Raw genomic sequence first — 26,393 nt, 5'->3', positions numbered from 1 at the left:
GCACCTCCCCTCGAACGGACCCCGGACCCTGGCCGAGGCTTGCGGATGAGGATGTCGTCCGGACCGCCACCACCCTGTGGAGATCCTCCGTGTGACCCGGTGCGGTCAGATGTGGCAGCTGGTCACCGAAGTCCGGCAACGTCAGCGTCCTCATTGGATTGCCTCCTCGCGGGAGGTTTCCACCGTTTCGCCTGCCGGGATGCCGCGGCCGCGGGCCAGTTCGGGGCCGTGCACGTAGTAGTCCTGCTCGTCGTCGCCCAGGCGCATCGGGTGCGGGGGTTGCTCCATGCCCGGCAGCAGCGGCGCCAGCAGGTCCTCCTTGGTCCAGATCAGCTTCTGGCGGTCGTCGTCCGCCATTTCGTAGAAGTTGATCATCGTCAGGGAGCGGGTGGGGCAGGCTTCGACGCACAGGCCGCAGCCGATGCACCTCAGGTAGTTGATCTGGTAGTCCTTGCCGTACCGCTCACCCGGCGAGTACCGGGCGTCCTCGGTGTTGTCGCCGCCCTCGACGAAGATCGCGTCCGCCGGGCAGGCCCACGCGCACAACTCGCAGCCGACGCACTTCTCCAGCCCGTCCGGGTGCCGGTTGAGCTGGTGCCGCCCGTGGTACCGGGGCGCGGCGGGGGCGCCGATCTCCGGGTACTCCTCCGTCGCCACCTTCTTGAACATCGTGCCGAAAGTGACGCCGAAACCCTTGATGGGGTCAAACAGTCCCATCGGAACCCTCCTTCCCGGCGCCCACCTGGGCAGGCTCCGAAGTACGTCCCGCCACCCGGCGACGGCGCTTCCCGGCGCCCCGCTCGGGCACCTCGGGCACGCGCAGATCCAGCGGCGGCAACGGGAAACCGCCGCCGGTGACCGGCACCGAATCGCTGTCGGCCTGCTTCTTCTCCGGCACCAGCAACGCGATCGCCACCGCGACCACCACCACGACCGCACCGCCGATCAGGATCTGGCCCGTCGTCAGGCCACCGTTGTTCCGGATCGCGCGGATCGACGAGATGATCACGATCCACACCAGGTTGGCCGGCACCAGGACCTTCCAGCCCAGCTTCATGAACTGGTCGTACCGGAACCGCGGCAGCGTCCCGCGCAGCCAGATGAACCCGAACAGCAACGCGAACAGCTTCACCGCGAACCAGATCAGCGGCAGCCACCCCTGGTTCAGCGGCGAGTCCAGCCCGACGAACGGGAACATCCAGCCGCCGAGGAACAACGTCGTCGCGAACGCCGAGACGATAACCATGTTCACGTACTCGGCGAGGAAGAACATCGCGAACTTCATCGACGAGTACTCGGTGTGGAACCCGCCGACCAGCTCCGACTCGGCCTCCGGCAGGTCGAACGGCGCCCGGTTCGTCTCGCCGACCATCGAGATCAGGTAGATCACGAAGCTCGGCAGCAGCAGGTAGAAGTACCAGCCGCGGGCCTGCGCGTCGACGATCGCGCCGGTCGCCATCGACTGCGAGTACAGCACCACCCCGACGATCGACAGGCCCATCGCGATCTCGTACGAGATCACCTGCGCCGCCGACCGCAGCCCGCCGAGCAGCGGGTACGGCGACCCGGACGACCACCCGGCCAGCACGATCCCGTACACCCCGACCGACGAGCAGGCCAGGATCACCAGCACGCCGACCGGCAGGTCGACCAGCTGCAGCACGGTCTGCTCACCGAAGATCGACACCCGCGGCCCGAACGGGATCGCGGCCAGCGCGATCAACGCGGGCACCGCGGACAGCACCGGCGCCAGGAAATACACCTTCCGGTCCGCGCCGTCCGGGATGATCTGCTCCTTGAACGGGAGCTTGATCGCGTCCGCCAGCGACTGGAAGTAGCCGCCGGGGCCGACGCGGTTCGGGCCGGGCCGGTTCTGCATCCGGCCGATCGCCTTGCGCTCCCACACGATGAGGAAGATCGTCAGGAGCGGCCCGATCAGCAGCACCACGACGGTCTTGAGCAGGATCAGCCACCACGGGTCGTCCGCCAGCAGCTCGGCCCGCGTCATCTGATCCGCGGCCTGCTGCGCGAAAAACGGTGTCATCGCCGCGCTCCCTCGATGTTGACGACCGCCCCGTGCCCGGCGGCGAGCGTTCTGCGCAGCCGCGAGCCCTCGGAGTTTCCGGGCAGCCACACGACGTCGTCGGGCAGGTCGGCGACCTCGACGGGCAGCGTGATCGCGCCCCGCTCGGTCGACACGGTCACCTCGTCACCGAGCTCCGCCGCGGTCTTCGCCGACACCCTGGCCACCACGCGCCGCGCGGTGCCTGCCAGGTGCGGCTCGTCCACCTGCAGCGAGCCCTCGTCGAGCAGCTGCCGCCAGCTCGCCAGCCGCGCCTGCCCCGGCCCGACCTCGGCGGCGGCCCGCGCGGCGCCCGACTCCCAGAACCTGCCGTGCGACGCGCCCGACGTGCCCAGCCGGGCGAAGTCGCCGTACGCGGCGGCCGGGGTCTGGGTGAACAGGTCCGCGTCCATCTCCACGGCCAGCGTGTCCAGGACCCGGCAGTCCGGCAGCGCGCCGGTGCCTTCGAGCGTCGCGTCGAACTCGCGGCGCCTGCCCTCCCAGTTGACGAAGCTGCCGGACTTCTCGACCACCGGCGCGATCGGCAGGACCACGTCGGCGTGCTCGGTGACCGTGCTCGCCCGCATCTCCAGGCTGACCACGAACTCGGCCCGCTCCAGCGCCTGCCGCGCCAGCGCCGGGTCGGGCAGGTCGTCCAGGTCGACGCCGCCGACCACCACGCCGGACAGGTACCCGCCTGCCAGCGCGCCGATGATGTCGTTGGTGTCGCGGCCCGGTTCGGCCGGCACGGGCACGCCCCACACCGCCTCGACCTCGGCGCGGGCGGCCTCGTCGGTCACCGGCCGTCCGCCGGGCAGCAGCGTCGGGGCCGCACCGGCCTCCAGCGCGCCGCGCTCGCCGGCCCGGCGCGGGATCCAGGCCACCTTCGCGCCGGTGCGCGCGGCCAGCCGCCGCACCGCGGCGAACAGGCCCGGCACCTCGGCCGCCCGCTCGCCGACCAGCACGACCGCGCCGTCCGCGCCCAGCGCCGACTCGACGTCCGGCGCGTGCTCGGGGATCCCGTCCAGCGCCGCGGCCTCCGACCCTGGCACGCAGGCCAGCAGCTCGCCGAAGGTCTTGCGCACCGACGGCGTCGTCCACTGTCCCAAGTGGACCACCCGGGTCCGCTTCTTGCGGGCGGCCTTGCGCAGCCGGAGGAAGACGATCGGCGCCTCCTCCTCGGGCTCGAACGCCACGCACAGCACCGTCGGCGCGTTCTCGATCGCGCCGAACGTGACGCCGTGCTCCGGCGTCGTGCCTGCCACCTCGGCGGCGAGGAAGTCCAGCTCCTCCGGCGAATGCGCCCGCGCCCGGAAGTCGACGTCGTTGGTGCGCAACGCGACGCGCGCGAACTTCGCGTAGGCGTAGGCGTCCTCCAGCGTCAGCCGGCCACCCGCGAGCACCGCGGCGCCGCGGCTGTCGCGGGCCTTGGCCAGCCCCTCCGCGGCGACGCGCAGCGCCTCCGTCCACGGCGCCTCCCGCAGCTCGCCGGAGGCGTCGCGGACCAGCGGCCGCCGGATCCGGTCCGCCGCCGTGGCGTACCGGAACGCGAAGCGGCCCTTGTCGCAGATCCACTCCTCGTTGACCTCGGGGTCGTTGGCGGCGAGCTTGCGCATCACCTTGCCGCGCCGGTAGTCGGTGCGCTCGGCGCAGCCGGACGAGCAGTGCTCGCACACGCTCGGCGCGGACACCAGGTCGAACGGCCGCGACCGGAACCGGTACTGCGCGCTGGTCAGCGCGCCCACCGGGCAGATCTGGATGGTGTTGCCGGAGAAGTACGACTGGAACGGCGCTCCCGACGACGTGCGCGAGGCGAGGTCGAACACGTCCGCCGTCTCGGCCGTCCCGATCTGCTGGTGCGCGCCGCGCTCCAGCAGGTCGATGAACGGGTCGCCGGCGATCTGCGCGGAGAACCGCGTGCAGCGCTGGCACAGCACGCACCGCTCGCGGTCGAGCAGCACCTGCGTGGAGATCGGCAGCGGCTTCGGGAAGGTGCGCTTGGTGTCGCGGAACCGCGAGTCGGCGCGGCCGTGGGCCATCGCCTGGTTCTGCAGCGGGCACTCGCCGCCCTTGTCGCACACCGGGCAGTCCAGCGGGTGGTTGATGAGCAGCAGCTCCATCACACCCTGCTGGGCCTTGTCCGCGACCGGCGAGGTCAGCTGCGTCTTGACCACCATCCCGTCGGCGACGGTCATCGTGCACGACGCCTGCGGTTTCGGCATCGGCCGCCCGCCCATCTCGACCTCGACGAGGCACTGGCGGCAGGCCCCGGCCGGGTCGAGCAGCGGGTGGTCGCAGAACCGCGGGATCACGGTGCCGAGCCGCTCCGCGGTGCGGATCAGCAGCTCGCCCTTGGGCGCGATGACCTCTTCGCCGTCGATGGTCAGCTTCACGTGACCTTCCGGGACCGGCGTCTCGGTCTTGGGGTTCTCTGGCGCGATCGTCATGCCTGTGCTCCCACCAACTCGCGCTTGTTGCTCTCGCACAGGGCGAGGAATTCGTCGCGGAAGTACTTGATCCCGCTGGTGATCGGGCTGACCGCGCCGTCACCGAGTGCGCAGAACGACCGGCCGAGGATGTTGTCGCAGACGTCCAGCAGCGTGTCGATGTCCTCGGCCGTGCCCCGCCCGTCGACCATCCGCTCCAGGATCTGCGCCAGCCAGTACGTGCCCTCGCGGCACGGCGTGCACTTGCCGCACGACTCGTGCTCGTAGAACTGGGTCCACTTCATCACGGCCCACGGCACCGACACGGTTTCGTTGAACACCTGGACCGCGGTGGTGCCGAGCATCGACCCGGCCTCCGCGGCGCCCTCGAAGTCGAGCGGGATGTCCAGGTGCTCGGCGGTGAACATCGGCGTCGACGACCCGCCCGGCGTCCAGAACTTGAGCGGGATGCCGTCCTTCATGCCGCCGCACAGTTCCAGCAGCTCACGCAGGGTCGTGCCGAGCGGCGCCTCGTACTGGCCGGGCTTCTCGACGTGCCCGGAGATCGAGTAGATCTTCGGGCCGGGCGACTTCTCCCGGCCCATCTTGCGGAACCAGTCCGCGCCGCCGTTGACGATGAACGGAACGCTCGCGATGGTCTCCACGTTGTTCACCGTGGTCGGCGCCGCGTAGAGACCGGCGGCCGCGGGGAACGGCGGCTTGAGCCGCGGCTGGCCACGGCGGCCTTCGAGCGAGTCGAGCAGCGCGGTTTCCTCACCGCAGATGTACGCGCCCGCCCCGGCGTGCACCGTGATGTCCAGGTCGAACCCGGAGCCCAGGATGTCCTTGCCGAGATACCCGGCGCGGTAGGCCTCGCGCACCGCCGCGTTGAGCCGCCGGTACGGGTGCAGCGCCTCGCCGCGCACGTAGATGAAGCAGTGGTGCGACCGCATCGCGTAGGCGGCGATGATGCAGCCCTCGATGAGCGAGTGCGGGTCGGCCATCATCAGCGGGATGTCCTTGCAGGTTCCCGGTTCGCCCTCGTCGGCGTTGATGACGAGATAGTGCGGCTTGTCCTCGTTGGGCGGCATGAACGACCACTTCACGCCGGCCGGGAAACCCGCGCCGCCCCGGCCGCGCAGGCCCGAGTCCTTGACCAGCTGCACGAGCTGCTCGGGCGTGCCGCTCAGCGCCTTGCGCAGCGCGGTGTAGCCCTCCAGCTGCTCGTAGGTGGACAGCCGCCAGGAGTTGGGGGACAGCCAGCGTTTGGTGAGCACCGGGGTGATGGGATCAGCCATTACTTCTTCTCCACTTCCGGCAACGGGGCGTCCGCCATGGCCGGGGCCGTCCAGCCCCGCTCCTGCGCGATCCGCGCGCCCATCAGGGTCTCCGGGGCCTGGGACGGTCCGTCCACCAGGGACCGGTAGGTCTCCTCGTCCTCCGGGAAGAACCCGGCCAGCTGCAGCTCGGCGCTCTTGAAGTCGCCCAGCGGCGCCCCGCGCGTCGGCTGCGGCTTCTCGCCGCGCCGCAGGGCGTCGACCAGTTCGACCGCGCTGTCCGGCGTCTGCTTGTCGTAGTACTCGTAGTTGACCTGCAGCACCGGCGCGAGGTCGCAGGCCGCCAGGCACTCGGCGTGCTCCAGCGTGATCGACCCCGGCTCGCCTGGGGTGCCCGCGGTTTCCTCGTGCCCCAGCGGTTTCCCGTCCTCGCCGAGGTGCTCCTGCAGGGTGCGGTAGATCGCGTCCCCGCCCAGCGCCGCGCACAGCGTGTTCGTGCACACGCTCACCAGGTGCTCACCGCACGGCTTGCGCTTGTACATGGTGTAGAACGTGACGACCGCGCTGACCTCGGCCTCGGACAGTCCCAGCTGCTGCGCGCAGAACGTCACGCCCTCCTGGCTGACGAACCCCTGCACCGACTGGACCAGGTGCAGCATCGGCAGCAGCGCCGACCGGGACTGCGGGTAGCGGGCCATCAGCTCCTGCGCCTTGGCCACGGTGTCCGCGTCGAACAGTTCCTTCGCAGTAGTCATCGATCCACTCCGCCCATCACCGGGTCCACGGACGCGACCGCCGCGATCACGTCCGCCACCAGACCGCCCTCGGACATCGCCGGCAGGGACTGCAGGTTGACGAAACTCGGTTCCCGCACGTGCACCCGCACCGGACGGGTGCCGCCGTCGGAGACGAGGTGGAAGCCCAGCTCGCCGCGCGGCGACTCGATCGGCGAGTACACCTGGCCCGCCGGCACCTTGAAGCCCTCGGTGACCAGCTTGAAGTGGTGGATCAGGGACTCCATCGACTGGCCCATGATCTTGCGGACGTGCTCGAGCGAGTTGCCCATGCCGTCGCTGGAGATCGACAGCTGCGCGGGCCACGCGATCTTGCGGTCCTCCACCATCACCGGGCCCGGCTCGATCTTCTTCAGGCACTGCCGGATGATCCGCAGCGACTGGTGCATCTCCTCGACCCGGCACAGGTACCGGCCCCAGCAGTCGGCCTCGGTCGAGGTCGGCACGTCGAACTCGAACTCGTCGTAGCGCGAGTACGGCTCGATCTTGCGCAGGTCCCACGGCAGGCCCGCGGACCGCAGCACCGGCCCGGTGACGCCGAGCGCGAGGCACGCGTCGACCGGCAGGTACCCGACGCCCTTGAGCCGGTTGCGCCAGATCGGCTGACCGGTGAACAGCTTGTCGTACAGGGGAAGGCGCTCGTCCATCGTCTTGACGAACTCGCTCACCTTCTCCTTCCAGTCCGTCGGCAGGTCCTGCGCCACACCGCCGGGGCGGATGAACGCGTGGTTCATGCGCAGCCCGGTCAGGTACTCCAGCAGGTGCAGGACCTCTTCCCGCTCGCGGAACCCGAAGGTCATCGCGGTGGTGGCGCCCAGCTCCATGCCGCCGGTGGCGATGTAGACCAGGTGCGAGCCGATGCGGTTGATCTCGCACAGCATGACGCGGATCAGCTCGGCCCGGCGCGGCGCGCGGATGCCGAGCAGCTTCTCCACGCCGAGGCAGTAGCCCAGCTCGTTGAACAGCGGGGACAGGTAGTCCATGCGCGTCACGAACGTGACGCCCTGGGTCCAGGTCCGGTACTCGCAGTTCTTCTCGATGCCGGTGTGCAGGTAGCCGATGACCGAGCGGAGCTGGGTGACGGTCTCGCCCTCCAGCTCCAGCACGAGCCGGAGCACGCCGTGCGTCGACGGGTGCTGCGGGCCCATGTTGATGACGATCCGCTCGTCGTGCTGGGCGTCCTCCAGCACGTCGTCCCAGTCACCGCCGCTGACGTGGTAGATGCGGCCTTCGGTGGTGTCGCGCGATTCGGCGTATTCGGCGGTGCTGTCGGCGCTGTCGCGGCCGGCGTCGCTCGTGTCGGTGCCGGTGCTGACGTCCGCGAGTCGATCGGTAGTCACGAGTACGACCTCCGCTGATCGGGGGGCGGGATCTCCGCGCCCTTGTACTCCACCGGGATCCCGCCGAGCGGGTAGTCCTTGCGCTGCGGGTGGCCGTCCCAGTCGTCCGGCATGAGGATCCGCGTCAGGGCCGGGTGGCCGTCGTAGACGATGCCGAACAGGTCCCACGCCTCGCGTTCCTGCCAGTCGGCCGTCGGGTAGACCTCCACGATGGACGGGATGTGCGCGTCCTCGACGTCGACGGCGACCTCCAGCCGGATGCGCCGCCGGTAGGTCATCGACGTCAGGTGGTAGACCGAGTGCAACCGCTGCGGCACGTCCGGCCCGTAGTCCACACCGGACACCGAGCTGCACAGCTCGAACCGCAGCCCGGCGTCGTCGCGCAGGATGCGGCACATCGCGACGAGGTGCGCGCGGTCGACGTAGAGCGTGATCTCGCCGCGGTCGACGGTCACCTGGTGCACCGCGTCGGCGGGCACGTCGTTCTCGGCCAGCGCGGCGAAGAACTGGTCGGCGAACTCGTCGAACCAGCCGCCGTAGGGCCGTTCCGCGGGTGGCGGCAGGTAGGCGGGCAGCCGCAGGCCGCCGTAACCGGAGGTGTCCCCGCTGTCGGAGACACCGAACATCCCGCGGCGCTCACGGCCCGCGACGATCGGCTGCGCCGGGCGCGGCCCACGCGGCTCCAGGCCGGTGTCCGGGCGCTGGGCGCTGGACTGTTCCCCGCCGGGTTCGGGCTTTTCCTCGGTCATGAGCGCATCACTTCTTCGCGTACTTGATCGACGACGGGATCAGCTCGGTCTGGTGCCCGGCCAGCGCGGCGGCGCGGCGCGGCCCCAGCGGCTCGTCCTGGATCTTGGCGTGCAGCTTGAGGATCGCGTCGAGGAGCATCTCCGGGCGCGGCGGGCAGCCCGGCAGGTACATGTCGACCGGCACGATGTGGTCCACGCCCTGCACCACGGCGTAGTTGTTGAACATGCCGCCGGAGGAGGCGCAGACACCCATGGCCAGCACCCACTTCGGCTCGGCCATCTGGTCGTAGATCTGACGCAGGACCGGGGCCATCTTCTGCGTGACCCGGCCCGCGACGATCATCAGGTCGGCCTGGCGCGGGGTGGCGGAGAACCGCTCCATGCCGAAGCGCGCGATGTCGTAGCGCGAGCCGCCGACGGTCATCATCTCGATCGCGCAGCAGGCGAGCCCGAAGGTGGCCGGCCACAGCGAGTTCTTGCGCGCCCAGTTGACCAGCTTCTCCAGGCTGGCCAGCAGGATGCCGTTGGGGAGCTGCTCTTCGAGTCCCATGACGTCCCTCCCCTAGTTCCAGTCGAGCCCGCCGCGACGCCAGACGTAGGCGTAGGCGAAGCCGACGGTCGCGATGAACAAGACGATCTCCACCAGGCCGAACAGGCCGAGCGCGTCCGCCGAGACGGCGAACGGGTAGAGGAAGACCATTTCGATGTCGAACAGGATGAACAGCATCGCGGTGATGTAGTAGGCGACCGGCATCCGGCCGCCGCCCACCAGCGGCTGCGGGGACGGTTCGATCCCGCACTCGTAGGCCATCTGCTTCGCCCGGTTGTACCGGCGCGGGCCCACCAGCGGGCCGAGCAGCACGGAGAACACCGCGAAGGCCGCGGCGAGGACGAACAGGAGGACCAGCGGCAGGTACATCTCGAGGCCGGGCCCCGAGGCGGCCTGCGCGAGGTGGAACTGCGACATCAGCACGGTGAATGCCGTCCTTTCCGCGCCGTTGCGAACGTGCCGCTTGTGAAACTGTTCACAATCTCCCTTGCGGGGTTGTGAAGCGGTTCACAAAGCATAGGGGCAGTGTAGGACGTGGCTCACATTGTTGTCGCGGGGTGTTTCGGGTAAGGCGAACCTAACCAAAGGATGCCCTGGTGGACGGCCATAAGCCCGAGACCAGCACGAAAAGGATCATCCCGATCACGCAACGCAGAACTGGTGTGACGTAACCCACGGTGAGCGCGACCAACCTTCGCCGGTTGCGCCCAAGATCACGCCGACGGAGGTGTGACGGAAGTCATCCGCGCAGCGGCTCACCGGCCTCGTGGAGGTGCCGCAGCGCCCGCGCCCAGGAGTCGACCAGACCGGTCTCCGAGTACGGCACCCCGATCTCGGCGCAGTACCGCCGCACGATCGGCCGCGCCAGGCGCAGGTGCGGGGTCGGCATGCTGGGGAACAGGTGGTGCTCGATCTGGTAGTTCAGGCCGCCCATCGCGACGTCGACGAACCGGCCGCCGCGGACGTTGCGGGAGGTCAGCACCTGCCGACGCAGGAAGTCCGGCCGCTCGCCGCCGGTGAGGGTCGGCATGCCCTTGTGGTTCGGCGCGAAGATCGAGCCCAGGTACACGCCCCACAGGCCTTGGTGCACGGCGATGAACACCAGCGCCTTGACCGGCGACAGCACGAGGAACACCGCGCCGAGGTAGACCGCGAAGTGCGTGAACAGCAGCGCGGCTTCCAGCCACCGCTGCTTCAGCCCCGGCTTGAGCACCGCGCGGATGCTCGACCAGTGCAGGTTCAGGCCCTCCAGCGTGAGCAGCGGGAAGAACAGGACCGCCTGGTGGCGCCCGATGAACCGGGGCAGGCCGCGGCTGGCCCGCGCCTGGCCCTGCGACCACACCAGGATGTCCGGCGCGACGTCCGGGTCGAGTTCCTCGTGGTTGGGGTTGGCGTGGTGGCGCGTGTGCTTGTCCATCCACCAGCCGTAGCTCAGGCCGATGCCGAGGTTGCCCGCGATCCGGCCGGCGACCTCGCTGGGGCGGCGGGTGCGGAACACCTGCCGGTGCGCGAGGTCGTGCGACAGCAGGGCGATCTGGCCGAACAGGACGGCCAGCAGCACGGCGACGACCAGGGTCGCCCAGGAGTCGCCGATCCAGGCGAACAACGCCCAGGCGTAGGCGAACAGGACGGTGACCAGGCCGGCGCGCAGGGCGTAGTAGCCGGGGCGCCGGTTCAGCAGACCGGCCTGCTTGACGCGGCGGGCGAGGTGGGCGAAGTCGCTGCCGGTTTCGGCTTGTGTCGTGGGCACGCACCGAGTCTGTTGCGCGGCACGAAGATCCGGCAGCCGGTGCGCACCCGGGTCCGCGGTGGGGCAGACCCCACCTCAGGCGCTGGGCGTCAACCGCGCGGCGAGGGAGTCAGAACGGGGCTTCGTCGAGAAAGCCATCGGCGGGGTCTCGAAGGTTCGGTTCCACAGGTCACGGTCGTTCTCGAAGTGCGAAGGCCGATGGAAGCCATCACCGTCGACGAGCGGTGGGACCAAGTCGCCCCAGGGGAAGCCACCTTCTGCCCCTCGCGAACCGTTCTGATCAACTGGCCTGATCAGCAGGAACACTGGAATCACCAGCTCAGAGCGGCGGACACTCGCCGCTTGAGTCAGCGACTGTCTGCTGGAGGTTCCATGTCGTCGCTCGACGAGACAACCAACGCCTGGCATTCCTCAGGCGCTGGGCGTCAACCGCGCGGCGAGGGAGATCATCCGGTCCACCGCGTCGCCGCCCTTGGCGTCGTAGCAGCCGGACAGGCCCTTGTAGATCAGCGGGATCAGCGGGTTGATCCGCAGCCCGTACTTGGTCGCCGCGCGCATGACCTTCGGGTTGCCGATCGCCTTCGCGAAGACGTTGCCCAGGCGGTAGTAGCCGCCCATCAGCTCCTTCAGCGCCAGCGGGTAGCCACACAGCGCGCGCTCCCGCGACGAGCCCTCGGGCCGGGCCAGCGCCTGCACCACGAACTCCGCCGCGAGCTGCGCCGACTCCATCGCCGCCGAGATGCCCTCGCCGTTGAACGGGCTCACCATGCCGCCCGCGTCGCCGAGCAGCAGCAGGCCGTCGCGGTAGTGCGGGGTGCGGTTGAAGCCCATCGGCAGACCGGCGCCGCCGATCCGGCCGATCGCGTTCTCCTCGCGGTAGCCCCACTCCTCCGGCGTCGAGTCCAGCCACTGCCGCATCAGGGCGCGGTAGTCCATGTTCCGGAACGACTTCGACGTGGACAGCATCCCGAGACCGACGTTCACCGTGCCGTCGCCGAGCGGGAACGCCCAGCCGTACCCGGGCAGCAGCTGCGGGTTGCGCGGGTCCTTGCGGTCCCACAGCTCCAGGTGGCCCTCGATGAACGGGTCGTCGTGCCGCGGGCTCTTGTAGTACCGCCGCACGGCGACACCCATCGGGCGCTTCTCGTCGGTCTCGATGCCGATCGAGCGGGCCAGCCGCGCGGACACGCCGTCACACGCGAGCACCAGCGGGGCGTGGTAGCGCACCGGGGTTTTGTCCGGCCCCTGCTTGCCTTCGACGCCGATCACGCGGCCGGTGCGCTCGTCGGTGATCGCGCCGGTCACGGTGGTCCGCTCCAGCAGCCGCGCCCCGGCCTTGACCGCGGTCTTGGCCAGCAGGTCGTCGAAGTCCTGGCGGGTGCGCGAGACGCCGTAGGGCGGGTAGCTGGTCAGCTCCGGCCAGTCCAGCTCCAGCGTCAGCTCCGCGGTGAGGATCCGCAGGCCGCGGCTGTGCACCCAGCCGGCTTCCTCGCTGGTGTCGATGCCCAGGTCGATGAGCTGCTTCACGCCGCGCGGGGTGAGGCCGTCGCCGCACACCTTCTCGCGCGGGAACTCGGTCTTCTCCAGCACCAGGACGTCGATCCCGGCGCGCGCCAGGTACGTCGCGACGGTGGATCCGGCCGGGCCCGCGCCGACGACGATTACCTGAGCGTCCTGGGTCATGCAGGCGAGTTTACGGGAGCACTGCGACGCGAAGCGTCTCCATCAGGGGTGGTGGTCGGGCTGGCGGGAGGGCTTCACGGCACGATGTATCGCGACGACGCCGAAGGTCAGGTTCAGCCACTCCACCTTCGACCAGCCCGCGCTCGCGATGATCTGCGCCAGGGTGCGCTGGTCGTGCCACGCGGCCATCGATTCGGCCAGGTAGGAGTAGGCCTCGGGGTTGGTCGAGGAGAACCGGCCGAGCAGCGTCATGGCCCGCAGGATGAACTTCTTGTAGACGAACCGGATCGGCGGGAATGTGGGCGTCGACACCTCGCAGATGACCAGCCGGCCGCCCGGCTTGACCACGCGCGCGATCTCTTCGAGCGCGGCCTTGGTGTCGACGAAGTTGCGGATGCCGAAGCTGATCGTCGCGGCGTCGAAGCTGCCGTCGGCGAAGGGCAGGTGCAGCGCGTCGGCGGCGACCATCGGGACGCGGCGGTGCTTGCCGCTGCGCAGCATGCCGAGCGAGAAGTCCGCGGCGAGGCACCACGCGCCGCCGCGCGCGTACTCGGCCGTGGACACCCCGGTGCCGGCGGCGAGGTCGAGCACCCGCTCGCCACGGCGGGCGTCCAGGACGCGGGACGTCGTCGTGCGCCATCGCCGGTCGAACCCGAACGTCATGACCGAGTTCGCCCGGTCGTAGCCCTCCGAGACGCCGTCGAACATGGCGGCGACCTCGTGCGGATCTTTGTCGAGGCTCGCACGTGACATGTCAGGAGCCTAAAGCAGATAACATCCCCTCCACGCTCGCGGGCCACGCGAATTCCTCCGCCCGAGCCCGCGAAGCCGCACGTCGCAGGTCCTCCGGGCTCTCCAGCAGGCCGGTCACGGCGGACGCGAACGCCCGCGGCACGTCCGGCACCGCCGCCCCGCATCCGGGCCGGACGATCTCCCGCAGCGCCGAGGACTGCGACACCACCACCGGCGTCCCGGACGCCAGCGCCTCCAGCGCGGCGAGCCCGAACGTCTCGTGCGGGCCGGGCGCGAGCGAGACGTCGGCGCTGGCGAGCAGCCGGGCCACAGCGGTCCGGTCGGACACGAACCCGAGGAACGTCACCGGCAGCCCGCGTGCCCGCCGTTCCAGCGCCCGGCGTCGCGGCCCGTCCCCGGCGATCACCAGCCGCACCCGGTCCCCCGACTCGGTCAGCTCGGCGACCGTGTCCACGCTGCGCTCCACGTGCTTCTCCGGCGACAGCCGTCCACAGTGGACCAGCAACGCGTCCGCGCCGGAGGCCAGCTCGTGCCGCAGGCCCGGATCATGGTGGGTGGGGCGGAAAGTCGCGAGATCCACTCCGAGCGGGACCTGGCGGACGTTGGGGACGCCGATCCGGTCGAACTCCTCGCGGGCGAACGACGTGGTGCAGACGACCGTGTCGTAGTTGCCCGCCATGCGCCGGTTGGCGGCGTCGGCGACGCGGCGGGCCAGCGGGCCGGGCACCAGGAACTGCTCCAGCAGCCGGTCCAGCCGCTCGTGCGAGATCACCACGCTGGGCACGTCGCGCCGGTGCGCCCACACCCCCATCCCGCGCAGGGTCAGCCGGTCCGACACCTCCAGCCGGTCCGGGCGCAGCGCCGACAGCAACGCCCGCACCCGGTACGGGTCGACAGCGCGATAACCGCCGGTGCCGGGGATCTTCGGCGCGGGCAGGCTGATCCGCCGCACCCCGGTCGGCAGCCGCTCCTCGGCGTACCGGGGCCCCGGCACGACCAGCGTCACGCGGTGGCCGCTCGCCACGTAACCGGCGCCCAGGTGGTGCAGCGCCGTGCGCAGACCGCCGGACCGGGGCCCGTAGAAGTTCGCCAGCTGGACGATGTGCATGGCATCAGGCGGCTCGCGCCACGCGGCCGGTGACCACCTCGTAGTGGCCCACCAGCTCCGCGCACACCGCGGGCCACGTCCGGCCGAGCACGACCTTGCGGGCCTTGGTCCCCAGCCGTTCCCGCAGCGCCGGGTCACGCAGGTCGCGCACGCGCCGCACCAGCTCCTCGGCGAACCCGCCCGGGTCGGGCGGCAGCAGGTAGCCGGTGCGACCGGGCAGGACGAGGTCCCGCGGGCCGCCCGCGTCCGGCGCCAGCACCGGCAGCCCGGACGCCATCGCCTCCTGCACCGCCTGGCAGAACGTCTCGTGCGGGCCGGTGTGGACGAACACGTCGAGGCTCGCGTATGCCGCGGACAGCTCGTCGCCGTAGCGGGCGCCGAGGAAGGCGGCGCCGGGCAGGCGTTCGGCCAGCTCCTCGCGGTCCGGCCCGTCGCCGACCACCACCAGCCGCACACCGTCCACCCCGGCCAGCGCGGCGAGCCTGCCGACCTCCTTCTCCGGCGCCAGCCGCCCGACGAACCCGACCAGCAGCTCCCCGTTCGGGGCGAGGCGGGCACGCAGGTCCGGGTCCGCGTGCTCCGGCGAGAACCGCTCGACGTCCACCCCCCGGCCCCACCGGTGCACGCGGGGCACGCCGTGCGCGCGCAGGTCCTGCACGGACTGGGTGGACGGCGCGAGTGTCCGGTCGGCCTTGGTGTGCAGCCGGCGCACCCACCGCCACGCGGCCCGCGCGCCGAGGCCGAGTCCGTACGCCGTGGCGAACCCGGCGATGTCGGTCTGGAACACCGCGATCGAGGGCACCCGCAGCCGCCGGGCCGCGGCCAGCCCGCGGGCGCCGACCACGAACGGCGAGGCCAGGTGCACCACGTCCGGCCCGAACGCGGTCAGCGCGGTCAGCACCGTGCGGGTGGGCAGGCCGATCGGCAGCGAGTTCACCACCGGCAGGTCCAGCGCGGGGATCCGCACCACGGGCGCGCCCCGGTAGTGGGTCGGCCCGGTGAGGCCGGGCGCGACCACCATCACGTCGTGGCCGGTGCCGGTGAGGTGCTCGATGATCCGCAGCACGGAGTTGGTCACGCCGTTCACCTGCGGGAGGAAGCTTTCGGTGACGATGGCGACGCGCACGATCCCCACCGTGGCAGCCGGTCCGGTTCGCGGAGAAAAGCCCGCGTGACCACGGGACCAACGGTGCCCGAACTTCACGAAGCTTTCTCCGCTTCACCTGGGTGTCGCGTCCCGGACATCTGCTGCCGCCACACTCGGCTGGCGTGACCCTCCTCTCCGCCCGTCCACCCCACCCGGTCGAACCGGGCTTGCTGTCGCGTGCGCTCGAGGTCGCCGGGCGGCTGGCCAACGACGCCACCGACGTGATCACGGCGACCGCGGGCCGGGGCGCCCACCCGGACGTGGCGGACTCGCCGTTCGACTGGGTCACCGACACCGACCGCATCCTGGAGCGGCACACCCGCCGCGTGCTGACCGCGGAGTTCCCCGGCATCCCCGTCGTCGGCGGCGAGTTCGGGGCCGACACCGGCGCGGACTCGGCGGCCTACCGCTGGGTGGTGGACCCGGTCGACGGGACGGCCAACTACGTCGCCGGGGTGCCGTGGTGCGCCTACAGCCTCGCGCTGGTCGACGCGTCCGGACCCGTCGTCGGCGTGGTCGCCGACCCCTACCGCGCCCAGATCTACGCCGCCGCCCGCGGTCGCGGCACGCGCGCCAACGGCAAGCCGGTCAAGCTGGTCGACCGGGACCGCATCGCCGGGTCGATCGTGTGCACCGAGCTGGCCCGCAAGGGGCCGTGGCCGGGCATGGGCTCGTTCATCGAACGCGCCGCAGAGGCGCACGCCGGGGTCCGCGTGCTCGGCTCGGCCGCGTTGTCGATCGCGCAGGTCGCGCTCGGGCACGCCATCGCCGCGGTGCTGCACAGCTACCACGAGTGGGACGTCGCCGGGTCGGTCGCGCTGGCCATCGAGGCCGGCGCCGTCGTGCTCGACCGGCGCGGGTCGGACAGCCCGCTGCCCACCGACGGCCTGCTCGTCGCCGCGCCCAGCGTCGCCGAGGAAGTCCTGTCGTGGTGGCAGGAAACCGAACGGGGCATCCGCGCGTCCTAGGTCCGCACAAGATCACGGACCCGGGAGAACACCACATGCTGATCTACGGCTGGCGCAAGAGCGTCCAGGAGCTGGCCACCGCGACCTACCTGTGCGGGAACTGCCAGAACCCGAGCGCGCACGCGCTGCGCCGCGCCGTCACGAAGTTCACGCTGTTCTTCATCCCGCTGTTCCCGATCAGCTCGAAGTACTTCACCGTGTGCACCTTCTGCGGCATGACGAACAAGCTGACCAAGGACGAGGCGCAGCAGGTCCAGGCCATGCAGCAGCAGGCGCCGCAGCCCGTGCCGCAGCAGCCGCCCGTGCCGCGAGCCGGTTACCCGCAGGCCGGACACCCGCAGGCCGGGTACCCGCAGCCGGGTCACGCGCCGCAGCAGCACGTGCAGCAGTACCCGCAGCAGCAGATCCAGCCGCCGCGCCAGGGGTTCTAACGCGCCACGCGGTAGCGGAGGAAGGCGACCTTCCCGCTGAGGGTGCGGTTTTCGACGAGTTCGAGGTCCACCCGGCGCTCCCGGTGGGCGAAGAACGGGGTGCCACCGCCGACGAGCACCGGGTGGACCCGCACGAGGTACTCGTCGATCAGCCCGGCCGCGGCGACCTCGGCGGCGAGGGTCGCGCCGCCGATCGCGATGTCGCCGTCCCCCGGCTCGGCGCGCAGCCGCTCGATCTCCTCGGCCGGGCTGCCGGAAGCCAGCCGCGCGTTGCCCTCCACCGCGGACAGCGTGGTGGAGAACACGACCTTGGGCATCGCCTTCCAGATCGCGGCGAACTCGAGCTCCGCGTCGTCCAGGGTCTGCTCCTGTTCGGCGGTTTCCCAGAACAGCATCGTCTCGTACAGCCGCCGCCCCATCAGGTGGACGTCGACGCCGCGCACCTCCTCGATGGCGAGGCGGAAGACCTCCTCGGTGGGCGCCGACCAGTCGAACCGGCCGTCCGGCCCGACGATGTAGCCGTCCAGCGAGACGGACATGGAGTAGGTGACGCTGCGCACGGGAGCCCCCTCGCTGCCGGAGGTCAGCCGGACTTCACCGGGGTCTCGGCCTCGGCGAGGGCGACCTCCGGCTCGGTCACCGCCGGCTCGCGGCGCAGTCGCTGGCGGATCAGCCAGGCCACCGCGCCCGCGACCACCCAGGTGATCAGGATCGTGGTGCCCAGCGGCAGCAGCGTCAACGTGGCCGTGCGGCCCGCGACGCGGGCCAGGTCCGGGTCGGTCGCGTCGTACTCGATGCGCACCAGGTCGCCCGCGACCAGGCCGCCCGGGTAGAGCACGCCGTTGGACGGGCTGTGCACGATGCCGTCCGGCGTCTCGAACCGGATGATCGTCCGGTCCCAGGCCACCGCGTCCACCTCGGCCGTCGCCGTGCCCAGGTTGCCGGTGATCGCCTGGTCGTTGCGGATCGCGGCGAGCAGCAGCCCGGCGCACAGCACGGTGATCACGACGGCGACGGCGAGCACGCAGCGACGGCCGATCTTCAGCCACCACAGAGTCCTCGCCGTCACTCCACCGAGCATAGAAGGTGCGGGTTAACGGCTGTCTCCGGCCGCCAGCAGCTGGTGGGTGCGCTGGATGGCGGGGTAGGACCGCGGCTGAGCGGCGGCACGCAGGGTCGCCGCGCCGTTCGGACCGGTGGCCGGCTTGCCCGCGGTGAACAGCCAGGTCTGGAACAGCTGCTGCAGCGGCTTGCCGGAGACCTCCTCGGCCAGCGCGACGAAGTCGCTGATGCGGGCGTCGTCACCCCGGTGCCGGGCGACCCAGGTGCGCAGGATCGTGAAGAACGCGTCGTCGCCGACGGCGGTCCGCAGGGCCTGCACGGCCAGGGCGCCGCGGTCGTACACGGCGTCGTCGAACTGGTTGGCCGCGCCCGGGTCGCCGGGCAGGACCTGCCAGAACGGGTCGTCGGCCGGGTAGGAGTCGTAGACGTACTGGGCGAGCTCGGCCGCGGTGCCCTCGCCCTGGTGCTCCGACCACAGGTACTCGGCGTAACTGGCGAAGCCCTCGTTGAGCCAGATGTCGCTCCAGCGGCCCAGCGAGACGGAGTCGCCGAACCACTGGTGCGCGTTCTCGTGCGCGACGACCGAGGTGTTCGTCCCGGAGACGAAGAACTTGTTGCTGTACACCGGCCGCGTCTGGGCCTCCAGCGCGAAGGTCAGGCCGGTGCTGACGACCCCGCCCTGGGCCTCGAACGGGTACTCGCCGAACTGGCTCGCGAGGAACTCGACGATCTCCGGGGTGCGCTCGACGCTGGCCTTCGCCGCGCCCAGCGAATCGCCGGTGGCCGGGTCGTAGGCGGTGACGAACGGCTGCCCGCCGGGGGTGGTGGCCTGGTTGACCTCGAACTTCCCGACTTCGAGGGTGGTGGCGTAGGTGTTCTGCGGCCGGGTGCTGCGCCAGTTCCAGCGCGTCCAGCCGGCCCGCTGCTTGGTCTTGCGGACGAGCGTGCCGTTGGACAGGGCGGCGACGTCGTCGGGCACCTCGACCGAGACGTCGTAGGTGGCCTTGTCGGTCGGGTGGTCGCTGGCCGGGTACCACCACTGCGAGTTCTGGGGCTCGTCGACGGCGAGCGCGCCGTCCGGGGTCTTCTTCCACGCGGTGTAGCCGTCGATGACGACCTTCGACGGGGTGTCCGCGTAGGTGACGACGACGGTGACCGGCTGGTTCTTCGCGAGCGGCTTGGCCGGGGTGACCTCCAGCTCGCCCTCGCGGACGGTCCGGAAGGCGGCGGGCACGTTGTTGACCCGGATGCCGCTCACGTGAAGCCCGAAGTCCAGGTCGAAGCTGGACAGCTCCTGCGTGGTCGTGGCGAGGATCGTCGTGGTGCCGGCGAGCTGGTCGGTCGCCGGCTGGTAGGTGAGGCGGATGTCGTAGTGGGCGACGTCGTAGCCGCCGTTGCCGGCGTACGGGTAGTAGGGGTCACCGGCTCCGGGAGCGCCCGGGGCGGGCGCGGCGGAGGCGGTCGAAGCGAGGAGCACAATCGCGATTCCGGTGGTCACGGCCCCCAGGCCGGCGCGAGTTCGCAGACGCATGGCGGGGACGCTAGCGGGAAAACTTCCCACCGGACACGTCCGAAAGATGGTTCCCGCTAACTGAGAGCGGTGGACACCGCCGAGCGGATGCGGGCGTGCAGGTCGCGGTGGCGCGACCGGTCCACCTGCACCTCGACCACCCGCAGACCGGGCGCCGGGCGCAGCGCCTCGCGGAACTCCTCGATCGTCCCGGCCCGCACGTGCGGGATGCCGAACCCGGCGCACAGCGCCGAGAGGTCCGCGCCGTGCGGGGTGCCGAACACGTGCTCGAACGCGTCCCGGTGCTCGGGCGCCCCCTGCTCCAGCAGCGAGAAGATCCCGCCGCCGTCGTCGTTGAGCACCACGATCGTCAGGTCCGGGCGCGTCTCCGGCGGGCCGGCCAGCAGGCCGTTCACGTCGTGCAGGAACGTCAGGTCGCCGAGCAGCGCGTACGACTGCCCGCGGTGCACCGACGCCGCGCCGATCGCCGTCGACACCGTGCCGTCGATGCCCGCCACGCCGCGGTTGCGGTGCACGAGCACGTCCGGCCGCATCCGGCCGGCCAGCGCCACGTCGCGCGCCGGGTTGGACGAGCCCACCACCAGCAGCGCGTCCGGCGGCAGGGCGTCGACCAGCTCGGACGCCAGCCGCAGCCCGCTCGGCCACTGCTCGCGCCGCAACGCCGTGCCGACCGCCTCGTTCGCCAGCGCGTCCGCCCGCTGCCACGCGGCCAGCCACTCCGGATCGGCCGGCTTGGTCGGCGAGTCGAACCACTGCCCGACCTGCCGCACGTTGTGGGCGGGCGCGGGCCAGTCCGAGTCCGGGCGGACCAGCAGCACCTCGACGTCGGAGTCCGACAGCAGTTGCTGGATCTGGCGGAACACCGTCGGCCTGCCCAGGCACAGCACCTGCTCCGGCTTGTGCCGCCGGATGAACTCCTCGGCGCCGAGCAGCCACACGCCCGACGAGATCGCCGACGTCCCGAGCAGGCCGAGCCCGCCGGTCTCCGAGATCACCGGCCAGCCGTGCTGCTCACCCCACTCACCGGCCGCCCGCACCCCGCTGTCGCACGCGATGACCAGACCGCAGCGCGCCGACGGGACCACGAACGACGGCAGCGCGCCGAAGTCCGGCAGCTCGGTCCAGCGCTCCCCGCCCGGGCGGCCCTCCAGCGACTCGAACCACTCGTCGTCGCCGTCGGGCACCAGCGGCTCGCGGAACGGGACGTTCAGGTGGACCGGGCCGCACCGCCATTCGCCGTACGCCGCGTTCCACGCCCGGCAGATCTGGCTGCGCCAGTACGCGTTCTGGCCACCGCGGCGCTCGGCGACGGCCAGCTCGTCGAAGTACCGCACCGCGCCGCCGTAGAGCCGCTGCTGCTCGATGACCTGGTTGGCGCCCGCGGCCCGCAGCTCCGGCGGGCGGTCGGCGGTGAGCACGATCAGCGGGACCCCGGCGCGGTCGGCCTCCAGGACGGCCGGGTGGAAGTTCGCCGCCGCGGTGCCGCTGGTGCAGACCACGGCGACCGGTCGTCCGGTGCGCGCCGCGATGCCCAGCGCGAGGAAGCCCGCGCCCCGCTCGTCGATGCGGACGTGCAGCTGGAGGCGCCCGGCGGCGGCCGCGTCGTACAGCGCCAGCGACAGCGGCGCGTTGCGCGAACCGGGGCAAAGCACCACGTGCGAGACGGTGTTGCGGACGAGTTCGTCCACGATCACCTTGGCCTGGGCGGTCGACGGATTCACCGGGGACCCCCCGGCGTGTCACCCGTCACCACAGTCACACGGCCTATTCTCCCAAACGTGCATGACGCCCAGGTTTCCGAGCTGTTCGACCCGTCCGCCTGGACCGAAATCGAGGGTTTCGGTTTCACCGACATCACCTATCACCGTTCCGTCGAGGCCCGCTCCGGCAAACGCGTCGTGCGCGTCGCGTTCGACCGCCCCGAGGTTCGCAACGCCTTCCGCCCGCACACCGTCGACGAGCTGTACCGCGCTCTCGACCACGCGCGGATGAGCTCAGATGTCGGCTGCGTCCTCCTGACGGGGAACGGTCCCTCGCCGAAGGACGGTGGGTGGGCGTTCTGTTCCGGTGGTGACCAGCGTATTCGCGGGCGGTCCGGGTATCAGTACGCGAGCGGCGAGACCTCCGACACGGTGGACCCCGCGCGGGCCGGCCGTCTGCACATCCTGGAGGTCCAGCGGCTGATCAGGTTCATGCCGAAGGTCGTGATCGCGGTGGTCCCTGGCTGGGCCGCGGGCGGCGGGCACTCGCTGCACGTGGTGTGCGATCTCACCCTCGCCTCGGCCGAGCACGCGCGGTTCAAGCAGACGGACGCCGACGTCGGCTCGTTCGACGGGGGGTTCGGGTCGGCCTACCTGGCACGCGAGGTCGGGCAGAAGTTCGCGCGGGAGATCTTCTTCCTCGGCCGCGAGTACACCGCCGAGCAGATGCACCGGATGGGCGCGGTCAACGCGGTCGTCCCGCACGCGGAGCTGGAGGCCGAGGCGCTGCAGTGGGGCTGGGAGATCCTCGGCAAGTCGCCGACGGCCCAGCGGATGCTGAAGTACTCGTTCAACCTGATCGACGACGGACTCGTCGGGCAGCAGGTCTTCGCGGGCGAGACCACCCGCCTGGCCTACATGCAGGACGAGGCCGTCGAGGGGCGGGACGCGTTCCTGCAGAAGCGGGACCCCGACTGGTCCGCCTTCCCCTACTACTACTGAGGTGCGCGTGCGCGAGGTCTGGCTGCGGGGTCCGGAGTCGGTCGACGAGCTGGCCGGGGCACTGGCCGCGGCGCTCGACGGGGGCGAGGCGGTGCTGCCGCTGGACGGCGGCGACCCCAAGTCCGCCGGGCTGCTGGCGGGCATGCGGCCGGACGAGCCGGTGGAGCCGGGCACCGCGGTGATCATCGCGACCTCCGGGTCCACCGGCGAGCCCAAGGGCGTGCTGCTGTCCGCCGAGGCGCTGCAGGCCTCCGCGGCGGCCACGCACGCGCGGCTCGGCGGGCCGGGCCGCTGGCTGCTCGCCACGCCCGCGAACTACATCGGCGGCCTGCAGGTGCTGGTCCGGTCGATGCTGGCCGGACAGCCGTTCGCGGTGCTGCCGCCCGGGCCGTTCCGGGCGGAACGCTTCGCCGAGGCCGCGCGGCCGGTGCTCGCCGGGGACGGGCCGCGCTACACCGCGATGGTCCCGACCCAGCTGACCCGGCTGCTCGACGCCGGCGGCCCCGGCCTGGACGCGGCAAAGGCGTTCGACGCGATCATCCTCGGCGCCGCCGCGACCACCCCGGCCTTACGCGCCCGCGCCAAGGAGGCCGGGGTGCGGATCGTCCCGTCCTACGGGATGAGCGAGACCGCGAGCGGCTGCGTCTACGACGGGGTGCCGCTGGACGGGGTCGACGTGCGGATCGCCGACGACGGCCGGATCCTCATCGCCGGGCCGGTGCTCACCCACGGCTACCGGCTGCGGCCCGACCTCACCGCGGCGGCGTTCGACGGCGGCTGGTTCCGCACCGGGGACCGCGGGCAGCTGCGCGACGGGCGCCTGGAAGTCCTCGGCCGCCTCGACGACGTGATCAACACCGGCGGGGTGAAGGTGTCCGCGGCGGCGGTGGAACGCCTGATCACGGCCCTGCCCGGGGTGCGGGAGACGTGCGTCGTCGGGCTGCCGGACGCGGAGTGGGGCCAGGTCGTGGCGGCCGCGGTCGTGCCCGAGGGCGAGGCGCCGGACGTGGACGAGCTGCGGGCGGCGGTGCGTTCGGCGGCGGGTGCGGCGGCCGTGCCGAAGCGGGTCGAGTTCGTTACCACACTCCCGCTGCGCGGGCCCGGCAAAATCGACCGAACAGCGGTCGCGGAGCAGATTTTTCCCCCGGTTGGTTGACATCCGGGGCGGGCCGTTTTTCAGTTAGCCAATGATCTCGCTGAAACGTCTCCTGGTCGCGGCCGTCGGTGCCGCGTTCGCCGTCCTCGCGGTGGCCGGCACGGCGGCGGCCGATCCGCCCCTGCCGGACTCCGGCACGCTCACCTGGTCCGTACCGGTCGCCGCGGAGTAAGCGCGCTCGACGAGAATGCAGTCATGGCGACTGTGACGGAGTGGATCGAGGGTGCCCGGCCGCGGACGCTGCCCAACGCGGTGGCTCCCGTGGTGGCGGGCGTGGGGGCGACGATCCAGCTGGGGGCGTTCACCTGGTGGCAGTCGTTGCTGGCGCTCCTCGTGGCGCTCGCGCTGATCATCGGCGTCAACTTCGCCAACGACTACTCCGACGGCATCCGCGGCACGGACGCCGACCGGGTCGGGCCGCTCCGCCTGGTCGGCTCCGGTGCCGCGGCGCCGAAGCTCGTGCTCACCGCCGCGCTGACCTGCTTCGGCGTGGCCGGGGTGCTCGGGCTGGTGCTGGTGGCGGTCACCGGGCGGTGGTGGCTGCTCGCGATGGGGGCCGCGTGCATCCTCGGCGCCTGGTTCTACACCGGCGGCCGGAAGCCCTACGGCTACGCGGGGCTCGGCGAGGTCGCGGTGTTCATCTTCTTCGGCCTGGCCGCGGTGCTGGGCACCGTGTACGTGCAGGCCGGGCGGATCAGCTGGGAAGCGCTGGGGGCCGCGGTGGCCGTCGGGTGCTTCTCGATGGCCGTGCTGGTGGCCAACAACCTGCGGGACATCCCGACCGACCGGGTGGCCGGGAAGGTGACCCTCGCGGTGCGGCTCGGGGACGCCGGCACGCGGCGGTTCTACCTCGCGCTGATCGCGGTGCCGTACGTGGTGACGGTGCTGCTGGCGGTGTGGCACCCCTGGCTGCTGATCGCGCTGGTGACGGCGCCGCTGCTGCGGACCCCGGTGCGGGTGATCACGAGCGGGGGGAACGGGCCGGGGCTGATCCCGGTGCTGAAGGACACCGGGTTGGCGATGCTGGCCTGGTCGGTGCTGACCGCCGTGGGACTCGCGGTCAGCTGACCCACTTGCCCGTCGCCAGGAACCGCTCCATGCGGGCTGTGTGCGGAGCCAGGTCGAAGCCCTGCTCGGCGATCCACTCGTCGTTGTAGTAGGTGTGCGCGTATCGCTCGCCGCCGTCGCAGATGAGGGTTACCACGCTGCCCACCTGGCCCGCTTCGAGCATGCCCGCGATGATCTCGAACGCCGCGTACAGCGCGGTGCCCGTCGAGCCGCCCGCCCAGTGGCCGGTGCGCTCCCGCAGCAGCCTGATCGCCGCCATGGACGCGGCGTCCGGCACCTGGATCATGTGGTCGATGACCGTCGGCACGAAGGACGGCTCCACGCGCGGCCTGCCGATGCCTTCGATGCGTGACGGCATCCCCGTGGTGTAGTCCATCGCGCCGGTCTGCCACGCCCCGTAGAACGACGAGTTCTCCGGGTCGGCCACCGCGATCTTCGTGGTGTGCCGCCGGTAGCGCACGTACCGGCCGAACGTCGCGCTCGTCCCGCCGGTGCCCGCGCCCACCACGATCCACGACGGCACCGGATGCCGTTCCGCGCGCATCTGCGCGAACACCGACTCCGCGATGTTGTTGTTGCCGCGCCAGTCGGTCGCCCGCTCGGCGTAGGTGAACTGATCGAGGTAGTGCCCGCCGCACTCCGCGGCCAGCCGCTCGGCCTCGCTGTACATCGCGGACGGCACGTCCACGAAGTGGCACCGGCCGCCGTAGAACTCGATCAGCTCGATCTTCTCCTGGCTGGTCTTGCGCGGCACCACCGTCACGAAGTCCAGCCCGAGCATCCGCGCGAAGTACGCCTCCGACACGGCCGTCGAGCCGCTGGACGCCTCGATCAACGTCGTGTCTGGGCCGATCTGCCCGTTGACCAGCGCATAGAGCAGCAGCGACCGGGCCAGCCGGTGCTTGAGCGAGCCGGTCGGGTGCACCGACTCGTCCTTCAGGTACAGGTCCACGCCCCACTCGGGCGGCAGCGGGAAGCAGTGCAGGTGCGTGTCGGCGCTGCGGTTGGCGTCGGCCTCGATGAGGCGGATCGCCTCGCGCACCCACGCCCTATTCGTCGCCGGCATCCTCGCCCCGCAGCTGGGCCCGCAGCTTCGCCCGCTCCCGCGCCCGGTGCTCGTTGCGCACCGCGAGACCGGCGGTGACCCGCGCGTTCAGCTTGCGGAACACGAGCAGCCCGACCGGCAGGCCGACCACCACACCGACGGCGACGGCGACCAGCAACGGCACCTTCACCAGGACGAGCACGGCCGCCACGACGACGACCAGCCCGAACCGCGCGAGCAGGTAAAGCGTCAGGTCACGGCCCAGATGAGTACGGGTCTCGCTCACGTTTGACGAGCCTACGCGCCGGTCTGCGGCGGGTCTTCCAGCACCGTGTTGTTCGGCCTGCCCTCGAACCGCGTGGACAGCACCACCGTGGTCCGCGTGCGCGCCACCCCGGCGATCCGGCGCAGCCTGCCCAGCGTGTGCTCCAGGTCGTCCACCGTCGGCACCCGCACCTTCACCACGAACGCCTCGTCCCCGGCGACCGCGTAGCAGCTCTCGACCTCGGGCAGCGCCCCCAGCTCGTCGGCCACGTCGTTGTCCTCGGCCGTGTCGGTCGGCTGGATGCCGACCAGCGCCGTCACGCCGAGACCGACCGTGCTCGGGTTGACGGTGGCGTGGTACCCGGTGATCACCCCGGCCGCCTCCAGCTTGCCGACGCGCTCATGCACGGACGACGCGGACAGGCCCACGGTTCTGCCCAGCTCCGCGTAGGTGGCACGGCCGTTCAAGCGCAACGCGGCGATGATCTTGCGGTCCAGGGCATCCACGCGGACCAGCCTAGGCGGCC

The 26,393-nt window shown here is 71.4% G+C and carries 27 protein-coding genes; 6 read left to right on the top strand and 21 right to left on the bottom strand.

Going from position 1 to position 26,393, the window contains the following annotated elements; all coding sequences use genetic code 11:
- Nucleotides 1-150: 150 nt before the first annotated feature.
- From nuoI to ABZ215_RS00225, 14 genes are all read right to left on the bottom strand, one after another.
- Nucleotides 151-717 carry an NADH-quinone oxidoreductase subunit NuoI gene (gene nuoI, locus ABZ215_RS00290; RefSeq protein WP_017986450.1) on the bottom strand — a complete coding sequence of 189 codons (567 nt, stop codon included), beginning with the start codon at nucleotides 715-717 and terminating at the stop codon, nucleotides 151-153.
- Complete coding sequence (gene nuoH / locus ABZ215_RS00285) at nucleotides 704-2,044, bottom strand: NADH-quinone oxidoreductase subunit NuoH (protein ID WP_020417421.1); 1,341 nt, start codon at nucleotides 2,042-2,044, stop codon at nucleotides 704-706. The genes nuoI and nuoH overlap by 14 nt, the downstream gene beginning before the upstream one ends.
- Nucleotides 2,041-4,509 carry an NADH-quinone oxidoreductase subunit G gene (locus ABZ215_RS00280; RefSeq protein ID WP_354946678.1) on the bottom strand — a complete coding sequence of 823 codons (2,469 nt, stop codon included), beginning with the start codon at nucleotides 4,507-4,509 and terminating at the stop codon, nucleotides 2,041-2,043. Before ABZ215_RS00280 ends, nuoH begins: the two co-directional genes overlap by 4 nt.
- Entirely contained in the window at nucleotides 4,506-5,786 is a 1,281-nt protein-coding gene (gene nuoF / locus ABZ215_RS00275; RefSeq protein WP_020417419.1) for an NADH-quinone oxidoreductase subunit NuoF, read from the bottom strand. Before nuoF ends, ABZ215_RS00280 begins: the two co-directional genes overlap by 4 nt.
- Complete coding sequence (gene nuoE / locus ABZ215_RS00270) at nucleotides 5,786-6,520, bottom strand: NADH-quinone oxidoreductase subunit NuoE (RefSeq protein ID WP_354946676.1); 735 nt, start codon at nucleotides 6,518-6,520, stop codon at nucleotides 5,786-5,788. Before nuoE ends, nuoF begins: the two co-directional genes overlap by 1 nt.
- Nucleotides 6,517-7,899, bottom strand: coding sequence for an NADH-quinone oxidoreductase subunit D (locus tag ABZ215_RS00265; protein WP_020417417.1), 1,383 nt, complete (start codon nucleotides 7,897-7,899; stop codon nucleotides 6,517-6,519). The genes nuoE and ABZ215_RS00265 overlap by 4 nt, the downstream gene beginning before the upstream one ends.
- Nucleotides 7,896-8,648, bottom strand: coding sequence for an NADH-quinone oxidoreductase subunit C (locus ABZ215_RS00260; protein WP_020417416.1), 753 nt, complete (start codon nucleotides 8,646-8,648; stop codon nucleotides 7,896-7,898). Before ABZ215_RS00260 ends, ABZ215_RS00265 begins: the two co-directional genes overlap by 4 nt.
- Nucleotides 8,649-8,655: 7 nt before the next feature.
- A complete protein-coding gene (locus ABZ215_RS00255; RefSeq protein ID WP_020417415.1) occupies nucleotides 8,656-9,198 on the bottom strand; it encodes an NADH-quinone oxidoreductase subunit B in 543 nt (180 codons plus the stop codon).
- 12 nt (nucleotides 9,199-9,210) lie between these two features.
- Nucleotides 9,211-9,615: an NADH-quinone oxidoreductase subunit A gene (locus tag ABZ215_RS00250; protein ID WP_051079579.1), complete on the bottom strand. Its 405-nt coding sequence runs from the start codon at nucleotides 9,613-9,615 to the stop codon at nucleotides 9,211-9,213.
- Between the two features lie 322 nt (nucleotides 9,616-9,937).
- Complete coding sequence (locus ABZ215_RS00245; protein ID WP_237336219.1) at nucleotides 9,938-10,948, bottom strand: acyl-CoA desaturase; 1,011 nt, start codon at nucleotides 10,946-10,948, stop codon at nucleotides 9,938-9,940.
- Between the two features lie 411 nt (nucleotides 10,949-11,359).
- Entirely contained in the window at nucleotides 11,360-12,631 is a 1,272-nt protein-coding gene (locus ABZ215_RS00240) for a geranylgeranyl reductase family protein (protein ID WP_354946674.1), read from the bottom strand.
- A 42-nt stretch (nucleotides 12,632-12,673) separates the two neighbouring features.
- Nucleotides 12,674-13,384, bottom strand: a complete 711-nt coding sequence (locus tag ABZ215_RS00235) for a demethylmenaquinone methyltransferase (RefSeq protein WP_354946672.1) — start codon at nucleotides 13,382-13,384, stop codon at nucleotides 12,674-12,676.
- 1 nt (nucleotide 13,385) lies between these two features.
- Nucleotides 13,386-14,492: a glycosyltransferase family 1 protein gene (locus ABZ215_RS00230; RefSeq protein WP_354946670.1), complete on the bottom strand. Its 1,107-nt coding sequence runs from the start codon at nucleotides 14,490-14,492 to the stop codon at nucleotides 13,386-13,388.
- Between the two features lie 4 nt (nucleotides 14,493-14,496).
- The gene (locus ABZ215_RS00225; RefSeq protein ID WP_354946668.1) at nucleotides 14,497-15,618 is read right to left on the bottom strand and encodes a glycosyltransferase family 1 protein; all 1,122 of its coding nucleotides are present in this window, start codon (nucleotides 15,616-15,618) and stop codon (nucleotides 14,497-14,499) included.
- 143 nt (nucleotides 15,619-15,761) lie between these two features.
- Here ABZ215_RS00225 and ABZ215_RS00220 point away from each other — a divergent pair, with 143 nt between their 5' ends.
- Nucleotides 15,762-16,607 (top strand): inositol monophosphatase, encoded by an 846-nt coding sequence (locus tag ABZ215_RS00220; protein ID WP_027932757.1) that lies wholly within the window; start codon nucleotides 15,762-15,764, stop codon nucleotides 16,605-16,607.
- Nucleotides 16,608-16,642: 35 nt separating this feature from the next.
- Complete coding sequence (locus ABZ215_RS00215; protein ID WP_354946666.1) at nucleotides 16,643-17,038, top strand: zinc-ribbon domain-containing protein; 396 nt, start codon at nucleotides 16,643-16,645, stop codon at nucleotides 17,036-17,038.
- On the opposite strand, the gene ABZ215_RS00210 is transcribed toward ABZ215_RS00215, so the two are convergent.
- Genes ABZ215_RS00210 through menD form a run of 4 tightly spaced genes read right to left on the bottom strand, consistent with a single transcriptional unit; the run spans nucleotide 17,035 to nucleotide 21,352 of the window.
- Nucleotides 17,035-17,598, bottom strand: a complete 564-nt coding sequence (locus tag ABZ215_RS00210; protein ID WP_354946664.1) for a dihydrofolate reductase family protein — start codon at nucleotides 17,596-17,598, stop codon at nucleotides 17,035-17,037. The genes ABZ215_RS00215 and ABZ215_RS00210 overlap by 4 nt on opposite strands.
- Nucleotides 17,599-17,621: 23 nt before the next feature.
- Nucleotides 17,622-18,107 (bottom strand): DUF3592 domain-containing protein, encoded by a 486-nt coding sequence (locus ABZ215_RS00205; RefSeq protein ID WP_237336222.1) that lies wholly within the window; start codon nucleotides 18,105-18,107, stop codon nucleotides 17,622-17,624.
- 24 nt (nucleotides 18,108-18,131) lie between these two features.
- Entirely contained in the window at nucleotides 18,132-19,631 is a 1,500-nt protein-coding gene (locus tag ABZ215_RS00200; protein WP_354946662.1) for a M1 family metallopeptidase, read from the bottom strand.
- A 56-nt stretch (nucleotides 19,632-19,687) separates the two neighbouring features.
- Nucleotides 19,688-21,352, bottom strand: a complete 1,665-nt coding sequence (gene menD / locus ABZ215_RS00195; protein WP_020417404.1) for a 2-succinyl-5-enolpyruvyl-6-hydroxy-3-cyclohexene-1-carboxylic-acid synthase — start codon at nucleotides 21,350-21,352, stop codon at nucleotides 19,688-19,690.
- Nucleotides 21,353-21,409: 57 nt separating this feature from the next.
- On the opposite strand from menD, the gene ABZ215_RS00190 reads away from it, so the two are divergent.
- The 4 genes from ABZ215_RS00190 to ABZ215_RS00175 are packed head-to-tail and all read left to right on the top strand — an operon-like array spanning nucleotide 21,410 to nucleotide 24,557.
- Complete coding sequence (locus tag ABZ215_RS00190) at nucleotides 21,410-22,333, top strand: 1,4-dihydroxy-2-naphthoyl-CoA synthase (RefSeq protein WP_020417403.1); 924 nt, start codon at nucleotides 21,410-21,412, stop codon at nucleotides 22,331-22,333.
- Nucleotides 22,334-22,340: 7 nt separating this feature from the next.
- The gene (gene menE / locus ABZ215_RS00185) at nucleotides 22,341-23,489 is read left to right on the top strand and encodes an o-succinylbenzoate--CoA ligase (RefSeq protein WP_354946660.1); all 1,149 of its coding nucleotides are present in this window, start codon (nucleotides 22,341-22,343) and stop codon (nucleotides 23,487-23,489) included.
- Nucleotides 23,490-23,520: 31 nt separating this feature from the next.
- Nucleotides 23,521-23,661 carry a hypothetical protein gene (locus ABZ215_RS00180; protein ID WP_020417401.1) on the top strand — a complete coding sequence of 47 codons (141 nt, stop codon included), beginning with the start codon at nucleotides 23,521-23,523 and terminating at the stop codon, nucleotides 23,659-23,661.
- 23 nt (nucleotides 23,662-23,684) lie between these two features.
- Nucleotides 23,685-24,557 (top strand): 1,4-dihydroxy-2-naphthoate polyprenyltransferase, encoded by an 873-nt coding sequence (locus tag ABZ215_RS00175; RefSeq protein ID WP_354946658.1) that lies wholly within the window; start codon nucleotides 23,685-23,687, stop codon nucleotides 24,555-24,557.
- Here the strand turns inward: ABZ215_RS00175 and ABZ215_RS00170 are convergent.
- Genes ABZ215_RS00170 through ABZ215_RS00160 form a run of 3 tightly spaced genes read right to left on the bottom strand, consistent with a single transcriptional unit; the run spans nucleotide 24,550 to nucleotide 26,373 of the window.
- Nucleotides 24,550-25,623: a PLP-dependent cysteine synthase family protein gene (locus ABZ215_RS00170; protein ID WP_354946656.1), complete on the bottom strand. Its 1,074-nt coding sequence runs from the start codon at nucleotides 25,621-25,623 to the stop codon at nucleotides 24,550-24,552. The two genes, ABZ215_RS00175 and ABZ215_RS00170, sit on opposite strands and share 8 nt — an antisense overlap.
- A complete protein-coding gene (locus tag ABZ215_RS00165) occupies nucleotides 25,607-25,888 on the bottom strand; it encodes a DUF4229 domain-containing protein (protein WP_354946654.1) in 282 nt (93 codons plus the stop codon). The genes ABZ215_RS00170 and ABZ215_RS00165 overlap by 17 nt, the downstream gene beginning before the upstream one ends.
- An 11-nt stretch (nucleotides 25,889-25,899) precedes the next feature.
- Entirely contained in the window at nucleotides 25,900-26,373 is a 474-nt protein-coding gene (locus tag ABZ215_RS00160; protein WP_237336227.1) for an Lrp/AsnC family transcriptional regulator, read from the bottom strand.
- Between the last annotated feature and the right edge of the window lie 20 nt (nucleotides 26,374-26,393).

It is taken from the genome of Amycolatopsis sp. NPDC006131, from assembly GCF_040614175.1.
Lineage (GTDB): Bacteria > Actinomycetota > Actinomycetes > Mycobacteriales > Pseudonocardiaceae > Amycolatopsis_E > Amycolatopsis_E tucumanensis.
Note: the sequence above shows the minus strand (reverse complement) of the source record. Positions and strands in the feature narration are given on the sequence as shown.